Here is a 7,176-nt window from a genome sequence, read left to right as displayed (position 1 = left end):
TCTCACGGCGCCTGCCGGCCTCGACCCGGCTCCACTGTCATCCCGCTGACCAGATCGCCTTCGACAGCCAGCTGCTGGATGGCCCGCTGCTTGATCGCCTGCTGCCGGGCAGACTCCCCCGTGAAGAGACGGCTTGCCTGCGCGTGGCGCATGAAGCGTCCCGTGTTGTAGATGAGCGGGCGACCCCCTCCAGTGATCTCAAACTGCGTGACACAGCCTCTGCTGATACAGGCGCATCAGGCGATCATGACGCCCTGGCGACCTGCGCCGCGCTTGCCTCGCGGGTGCTGAACGCCAGTGGTGGCGATGACGCTGGCGTGGCCGACCTGATGCTGTCGCCTTGCGCTGTGCTGACGCCGACGCCCGGCGTCATACAGGCACGTCCCCAGCGCGAGGCTTTGCCTACAGGGCTGAACGATGAGCAGTGGCGCGCGCTGTGCGAGGCGCAGTCGCCCTTGCAGGGGCTGCCCTATTCCCTGCCGCCGTGGCCCGATTCTGCCTCGCGTGGCTTTCCGCCGCTGGATGCCATCTGTGGCTCGGCGCAAGCCTGGCAGCCGGCGACTGCCGAGCTTGCGGAGCTGCAGGGTGGCGAGGAGCCCGCCCGCGCATACCTGTCGACCTTGCTGTGGGGCAAGGCTTGGGCGAAGGGAGATGCCGGCAAGGGCGATGACGACTCGATAGAAGGGGCGTCCTATCAGCGATCGCACTCTGTCGATGCCGAAGGCGCTGGTGTGCCGGCGGGGCTGGCGCCCCAGTGGGAGGCGGGGAAGACGCTTGACGATATGCAATCGATGGCGCGCCCGGCGGATGCATGGCCACTGGCAGCATGGTTGGCGCTGGGCTGCATCAGTCCGCGCCGCATCCTGCAGGTGTTGGATGCCCGTCGCCGCGAGGCGGGTGATGAGGCGATCAATCAGCAGCTGCTGGCTATCGTGCTGCAGCGTGAGTGCTGGCAGCGCATGCTGCGTGACAAGGATGAGGAGGCGCGCGCGGCCTGGTATGGCGCTGCGTTGCGGGAAGAGGCTGCAAATGACGCCGCCTTTGCGCGCTGGAGCGAAGGGCGAACCGGCGATGCCCGGGCCGACAAGGCCATGCAGGTGCTGGTACGTGAAGGCTGGTTGCCGTGGTCCGAGCGCAAGTATCTGGCCGGTGCCTGGCTGGAGGGCGGCGGCGACTGGCGGTTGGGCGCGCGCTGGTTCGAGCGTTGCCTGCTCGATTACGACGCCGCCATCCACTGGGGCGAATGGCGGCATCTGGCGGGCTTCGATGTGTGATCAGGCGGTGTCGATATCACGCCAGTCGTCTAGGAAGATCCAGGCCCTGGTGGCACCTCATCTATGACCTGCTACTTGTATGACCTGCCGCTCTTCAGCCCAGACGGGCCAATAGCGCCGTGACGGCCGTCTCGACGCGCAGGATGCGCTCGCCCAGATGCACCCCTTCAAAGCCTGCCGCCATGAATTTCTCGACCTCATAGTCCACGAAGCCGCCTTCCGGGCCGATGGCCAGAATCACCGGCTCGCGGACGGCGCGTGGGCATTCATCCGGCATGCCCGGATGGGCGATGATGCCACGCGGAGGCGTGCCTGATGCTGGTGTCATCAGTGCCGGCAGGCGGTCTTCCACGAAGGGTTTGAACAGTTTCTCGTGGGTCACTGTCGGCATGATGGTGTCACGCGCCTGCTCCAGTCCCAGCACCAGATGCTGGCGAATCTTGTCTTCCTTGAGCTCTGGCGATTGCCAATAGCTCTTCTCGACCCGTCGCGTATGCAGCAGGGTGATGTGCTTCACGCCCAATGCCGTGACGTGTTCCAGCGAGCGTGCCAGCATGCGCGGGCGCGGCAGCGCCAGCAGCAGATGCACGTCGAGTGGCGCCGGCGGCTGACGGTCCAGCGTCAGGCTGAATTCGGCGACGTCCGCGTCCAGTCGCTCCAGGCGGCTACGGCCGATCAGGCCACCCTCCACCCCCAGCGTCATCTCGTCGCCGACGCTGGCACGATGCACCTCACGCAGATGGCGCAGGCGGCGTGGGTCCGTGATACGTGCATGGTCCTGAGCGGTCAGGTCGTCAGCGCCGAGCAAAATCAGATTCATGGCAATACCGGGGCAGTGGAGGGCGGGATGCATCGCTTACAGACAGCGGCAAGCGGGCGTTATTCTAGCATGTCGTGCATGCTGACCCGACGGAGACAGCGTTGGCATGGCGTCAATGGCTGACGCGTGGAGACGCCTTTTCTTGCAGTCCCCCCCCTTGAGTGCACAATGAAGAAAAATCGACAGGAGCCTGACACGTGCGAGTGATCCGCAAATATGCCAATCGGCGCCTATACGACACCGAGCAGAGCCGCTACGTGACCCTGGAAGACCTGCGCAGCCTGGTGCTGGCGGAAGAGGTCTTCAAGGTCGAGGACGCCAAGAGCGGTGAGGACCTCACGCGCACCATCCTGCTGACCATCATCATCGAGCAGGAGCAGGGCGAGGGCGAGGCCGAGGTCTTCTCCAACGAGCTGCTGGAGCAGTTCATCCGCATCTACGCGATGGCCAAGCCGCTGCCGCTGGCCGGTTATCTGGAGCAGGGCACGCGGCTGATGATGGAACAGCAGCAGCGCATGCAGGAGCAGTGGTCCCAGGCCATGCGTCACTCGCCGATGGAGATGATGCGCGAGGTCGCCGAAGAGAACCTGCGCTTCTGGCAGCAGGCCATGGGCGCTGGCATGGGCGCTGGCAAGAGCGCCTCACGCTCACAGCCGAGCGATGCGGATGCGGCGCCTGATGAGTCGGACACGCCGCCGGACGATGAGCGGCGCTGAGTGTGACACCGTGTCAGATCCAGCTTTCACATAAATTCATCGTGATGTGAAAAGGGGCGCCCCGAGCAGGGCGCCTTTCTGCCATAATGCGCAGCCTGATATTTCCTCGGTAGCTCGCGCCATGCGGGTAGCCCTGATCCTCACTGGCTCATGAAGGTTGAAAAGATGAAGGTCCTGATCATCGGCGGCGGTGGCCGCGAACATGCGCTGGCCTGGAAGGCCGCCCAGTCATCCCGTGTCGAGGAGGTCTTCGTGGCGCCCGGCAATGCGGGCACGGCGCGCGAGTCCAAGCTGACCAATCTGGCGATTGCCGCTGACGATCTCGATGCGCTGGTCGCCTTCGCGCGTGACAACGCCATCGAGCTGACCATCGTCGGCCCGGAAGCACCGCTGGTGATTGGCGTGGTCGATCGCTTCCGCGAGGCGGGGCTCAAGTGCTTCGGCCCGACGGCCGGCGCCGCCCAGCTGGAAGGCTCCAAGGCCTTCACCAAGGACTTCCTGGCGCGTCATGCCATCCCGACCGGCGACTACGCGACCTTCGCGGAGGTCGATGCGGCGCTTGAGTACCTGGCGTCCCATCCGGCGCCCATCGTCATCAAGGCCGATGGCCTGGCGGCGGGCAAGGGTGTCGTGGTCGCGATGAGCGACGAGGAAGCCCGCGCCGCGGTGCGTGACATGCTCGAGGACAACGCCTTCGGCGATGCCGGCGCACGCGTGGTGATCGAGGAATTCCTCGACGGCGAGGAAGCCAGCTTCATCGTGATGGTCGACGGCGAGAACGTGCTGCCGATGGCCACCAGTCAGGATCACAAGCGTGTCGGCGAAGGCGACACCGGCCCCAACACCGGCGGCATGGGGGCCTACTCTCCGGCACCGGTGGTGACCGCTGACGTTCACCAGCGCGTGATGGACGAGATCATCCTGCCCACCGTGCGTGGCATGGCGGCTGAAGGCCATCCCTATACCGGCTTCCTGTATGCCGGCCTGATGATCGACGCCCAGGGCGCGCCGAAGATCATCGAATACAACTGCCGCTTCGGTGACCCGGAAACCCAGCCGATCATGGTGCGTCTGAAGTCCGATCTGGTCGCGCTGTGTCTGGCCGCCGAAGACGGGCGTCTCGACACCCAGACCTGCGAGTGGGATTCCCGCGCGGCGGTCGGCGTGGTGCTGGCAGCTGGCGGCTACCCGGCCAGCTACCGCAAGGGCGATGTCATCAGCGGCTTCGACGCTGCTGAAGCGACCGGCTGCAAGGTCTTCCATGCCGGCACCGCCGAGCAGGACGGTCAGGTCGTCACCAGCGGTGGTCGCGTGCTGTGCGTCACCGCACTGGGCGACAGCGTCGCGGCGGCCACCGAACGTGCCTATGAAGGCGTCGATGCCATCAGCTGGCAGGACATGCTGGTGCGTCGCGACATCGCCTGGCGCGCCATCGCTCGCGAGCGCGGCGATAGCTGAAAGCGCTGAGTCGCACGGGCCATCGCCCCGCGACATGCCTGCTTCACGACAAGACCCGGCCTCAGGCCGGGTCTTGTCGTTGGGGCGTCTCTGGACGCCCTGAGCGCCTACGACCATCGTGTCGGGGTCTGGTCATGTCGGTGTCGGGCATGCGATAACCCTAGTCATCCTATATTCCTTCTTGAGGCTGACCGGCGTCGAAAGATGGCGTCGCCGTCCGCCCTGAACCCTTTTCCTGTCTCGCCGACAAGGAGTCTGCATGGACCGTATCCGGCTTGAATTTCCGGTTTCCCGCCTGGTACATCGCCACCCGATGACGATTCGGGTCAGCGACATCAACTATGGCCAGCACCTGGGTCACGACAGCGTGGTCAGTCTGGCGCACGAGGCGCGGGGCCAGGCCTGGCAGGCGCTGGGCTTCCCCGAATGGAACATCGATGGGCTGATGAGCATCGTCGCGGATCTCGCCGTGCAGTATCAGGGCGAGGGCCGGCTGGGCGACGCCCTCGTGGTGGAAACGGCCATCGACAGCGTGTCCGGCAAGGGGCTTGGTGTCCACCATCGCCTGCTGCGTGTCAGCGATGACGCGGTACTGGCGACGCTGCGCGTCGGGCTGGTGTTCGCTGGCGAGCAGGGGCTGGCGGAGCCGAGCGCGCGCGCCAGTGCCGCCATCGAGCAGGCCGTTTCAGCCATGTCGTCCCGGGTAGCCAACTGATGTCGCGGGAATATCCGATCATCGCCGTGACGGGGTCTTCCGGCGCGGGCACCACCACCGTCATGCGCACCTTCGAGCGCATGTTCTCGCGTGAGGCGATTCATGCCGCCTACGTGGATGGGGATGCCTTTCACCGTTATACCCGTGACGAGCTGGTGCGCATGTTTCAGGAGGCGCCGGAGCGCAAGCGCGAGCTGTCTCACTTCGCGGTCGAGGCCAACCAGCTGGATCGTCTGGAAGCGCTGTTCGTCGAATATGGCGAGCAGGGCTCCGGCACGCATCGTCATTACATCCATGCCGAAGACAAGCGCATGATCGAGGCCGGCTACAAGGTCGGCACCTTCACCGAATGGCAGTCGCTGCCGGATTGTACGGACCTGCTGTTCTACGAGGGGCTGCATGGTGGGCTGGTGACGCCGGAGCATGACATCGCGCGTCATGTCGATCTGCTGATCGGGGTGGCACCGACCATGAATCTGGAGTGGATCCAGAAGATCGATCGTGACACCAAGCTGCGCGGGCACTCCCAGGAAGCGGTAGTGGACACCATCCTGAGCCGCATGGATGACTACGTGCGCTATATCCAGCCGCAGTTCTCACGCACGCACATCAACTTCCAGCGCGTGCCGACGGTGGATACCTCCAACCCCTTCGAGCCGCAGGATATTCCGACGGACGCCGAGTCGATGGTCGTGATCCATTTCCGCGATCCCGGCAGTGTCGACTTCCCGTTCCTGCTCGCGATGATCCAGGGCTCGTTCATGTCGCGCCCGCATACGCTGGTGGTGCCCGGCGCGTTGATGGCACTGGCCATCGAGCTGATCATCACGCCGCTGGTCAAGAGCCTGCTGGCACAGCGGCGGTTCCGCTGAACGGGAGACGAGGCCGATATTCTCCCGTGATGGAACATGCGAAACACCACTGAAGGCTTCATCTTTTCTCGATACAGGAATCATTGAATGTCCCCGATAAAGGCCTTGTGTCTCTCCGGTTTCCTGCTGATGGCAGGCAATGCCTTTGCCGACAAGCCCGTCGATACGTCGTCTCTTTCGTATGATGCTCTGTTGAGCGGCTATGAATACGACTTCAGCGTGAATCATTTTGCGTTCGACTCGCAGCGCCAGTCATTGGAAATGGCCTATATCTATCTGAAGCCATCCGCTGGCATGCCTGTCGTCACGCTCATGCATGGCAAGAACTTCAATGCTGACTACTGGACGCCAACTGCCAGGTATCTGCAGTCACTGGGTTATGGTGTGCTGATTCCGGATCAGATCGGGTTCGGGAAATCCTCCAAGCCGGTGGATTATCAATACTCGTTCGCTGCCTTGGCGAAGCACACGCATGACTTGATGGACTCTCTCGAGATCAAGGATTCGATAGTGCTGGGGCATTCCATGGGCGGCATGTTGGCGAGTCGTTTCGCGTTGATGTACCCGGATACGACGCAGGAATTGATACTGGTAAATCCGATCGGGCTCGAGAACTACCTCGAGTATGAGGTCTACAAGGACACCAACTTCTTCTACAGAAACGAGTTGGCCAAGACCCCGGAAAGTGTCAAGCGCTATCAGCAGAAGAACTATTATGCGGGCGAATGGAACGCGGAATATTCCTCGCTCACTGACTTCATCACCGGCCAGATACAGGGGCCGGACAAGGACACCATGGCATGGGTCAATGCCAAGACATACGACATGATCTTCACTCAGCCAGTGATCACTGAATTTGGTGACTTTACTGTCCCGGTCAAATTGATCATTGGTACACGTGACAGAACCGCACCCGGGCGCAACTGGAAAAAGGAAGACGTGGAGCGGGAGCTGGGGCGCTATGACAAGTTGGGCAAGCACGCCGCAGCCTTGATCCCGGATTCCGAGTTGTTCGAGCTGGAGGGCCTGGGGCACTTGCCACAAGTGGAGGATTTCGAGCGCTTCAAGATAGCCCTGAACAAAGCGCTCAAGATGGACTCATGAGTACTGATGTCGCCATGTGAATACTGCCCCAGTCCTAGGCCTGGCCTTGTTCGGCCCATGCTGGCGGCGCGCTGATGGCACTGGCCATCGAGCTGATCATCACGTCGTTGGTCAAGGGCCTGCTGGCGCAGCGGCGGTTTCGCTAGCCGCAGACACGAAGGGGGGCTCGGGCTGGCTCAGTGCTTGCGGCCCTTGAGGCGTGGCAGGATGCCTTTCT

At 63.2% G+C, this 7,176-nt stretch carries 7 protein-coding genes; 6 read left to right on the top strand and 1 reads right to left on the bottom strand.

The window, feature by feature from the left end:
• A partial coding sequence (locus tag AC4FAH_RS12200) for an FAD-binding domain-containing protein (RefSeq protein ID WP_490246103.1) occupies positions 1-1,274 on the top strand: 1,274 nt, incomplete at its 5' end.
• A gap of 94 nt (positions 1,275-1,368) precedes the next feature.
• Here AC4FAH_RS12200 and AC4FAH_RS12195 read toward each other — a convergent pair.
• Positions 1,369-2,094 (bottom strand): 16S rRNA (uracil(1498)-N(3))-methyltransferase, encoded by a 726-nt coding sequence (locus tag AC4FAH_RS12195; RefSeq protein WP_286987868.1) that lies wholly within the window; start codon positions 2,092-2,094, stop codon positions 1,369-1,371.
• A gap of 197 nt (positions 2,095-2,291) precedes the next feature.
• On the opposite strand from AC4FAH_RS12195, the gene phaR reads away from it, so the two are divergent.
• The 5 genes from phaR (at position 2,292) to AC4FAH_RS12170 (ending at position 6,959) form a co-directional block, all read left to right on the top strand.
• The gene (phaR, locus tag AC4FAH_RS12190; protein ID WP_279835260.1) at positions 2,292-2,810 is read left to right on the top strand and encodes a polyhydroxyalkanoate synthesis repressor PhaR; all 519 of its coding nucleotides are present in this window, start codon (positions 2,292-2,294) and stop codon (positions 2,808-2,810) included.
• Positions 2,811-2,975: 165 nt separating this feature from the next.
• Positions 2,976-4,268, top strand: coding sequence for a phosphoribosylamine--glycine ligase (purD, locus tag AC4FAH_RS12185; protein WP_287020783.1), 1,293 nt, complete (start codon positions 2,976-2,978; stop codon positions 4,266-4,268).
• Between the two features lie 259 nt (positions 4,269-4,527).
• Positions 4,528-4,983 carry an acyl-CoA thioesterase gene (locus tag AC4FAH_RS12180; RefSeq protein WP_052384717.1) on the top strand — a complete coding sequence of 152 codons (456 nt, stop codon included), beginning with the start codon at positions 4,528-4,530 and terminating at the stop codon, positions 4,981-4,983.
• Positions 4,983-5,855: a phosphoribulokinase gene (locus AC4FAH_RS12175; protein ID WP_043334728.1), complete on the top strand. Its 873-nt coding sequence runs from the start codon at positions 4,983-4,985 to the stop codon at positions 5,853-5,855. Before AC4FAH_RS12180 ends, AC4FAH_RS12175 begins: the two co-directional genes overlap by 1 nt.
• Before the next feature lie 87 nt (positions 5,856-5,942).
• Positions 5,943-6,959 (top strand): alpha/beta fold hydrolase, encoded by a 1,017-nt coding sequence (locus tag AC4FAH_RS12170; RefSeq protein ID WP_286987945.1) that lies wholly within the window; start codon positions 5,943-5,945, stop codon positions 6,957-6,959.
• Positions 6,960-7,176 lie beyond the last annotated feature (217 nt).

It is taken from the genome of Cobetia sp. (assembly GCF_983723665.1).
Note: the sequence above shows the minus strand (reverse complement) of the source record. Positions and strands in the feature narration are given on the sequence as shown.

Bases quoted from the DNA above. Each gene is read 5' to 3' on its own strand.
- AC4FAH_RS12170 (WP_286987945.1), top strand. From the start codon at position 5,943: ATGTCCCCGATAAAGGCCTTGTGTCTCTCCGGTTTCCTGCTGATGGCA.
- purD (WP_287020783.1), top strand. From the start codon at position 2,976: ATGAAGGTCCTGATCATCGGCGGCGGTGGCCGCGAACATGCGCTGGCC.
- AC4FAH_RS12175 (WP_043334728.1), top strand. From the start codon at position 4,983: ATGTCGCGGGAATATCCGATCATCGCCGTGACGGGGTCTTCCGGCGCG.
- AC4FAH_RS12180 (WP_052384717.1), top strand. From the start codon at position 4,528: ATGGACCGTATCCGGCTTGAATTTCCGGTTTCCCGCCTGGTACATCGC.
- AC4FAH_RS12195 (WP_286987868.1), bottom strand. From the start codon at position 2,094: ATGAATCTGATTTTGCTCGGCGCTGACGACCTGACCGCTCAGGACCAT.